This window comes from Streptomyces coffeae (assembly GCF_016741875.1).
GTDB classification, from domain to species: domain Bacteria; phylum Actinomycetota; class Actinomycetes; order Streptomycetales; family Streptomycetaceae; genus Streptomyces; species Streptomyces coffeae.
The window spans coordinates 1-362 of sequence record NZ_JAERRF010000222.1; the positions used below are offsets into that span (position 1 = coordinate 1).

Annotated in this window: 1 protein-coding gene; it reads left to right on the plus strand. The window is 64.6% G+C overall.

The features are described from left to right. Window positions 1-95: 95 nt before the first annotated feature. Window positions 96-362, plus strand: a 267-nt coding sequence (locus tag JK363_RS41755; protein WP_201883534.1) for a VOC family protein, incomplete at its 3' end; no start/stop codon positions are given.

A 362-nucleotide genomic window follows, 5' to 3' on the forward strand; every position in this document is an offset into this window, starting at 1 on the left:
TGGGGTGTAGATCGTCTGGCAAGGCGGTTTTGCCGATGAGTTCACCGTCCTCGAACGGTCTACCCAGCGACACGACCGTTCTCGACAGGAGTGCCATGTCCACCATCCAGCCAGTGATCATCACTGCCGACCAGGAAGTCCTGCTCGGCTTCTATACGAAATTGTTCGGCGCCAAGGAGATCTTCCGGGTACCGGCGGAAGGCCCGGCCTTCTACCTCGGCTTGCGCATCGGCGACACCGACCTCGGGCTGGTGGCCAAGACGGACCCGGGGACCGGGGCGGCACCCCGGATCCTGCTCAGCATCGGTGTCGACGACGTCGACGAGATGCTCGGCCGGGTGGAAGCGCTGGGCGGCTCGGTC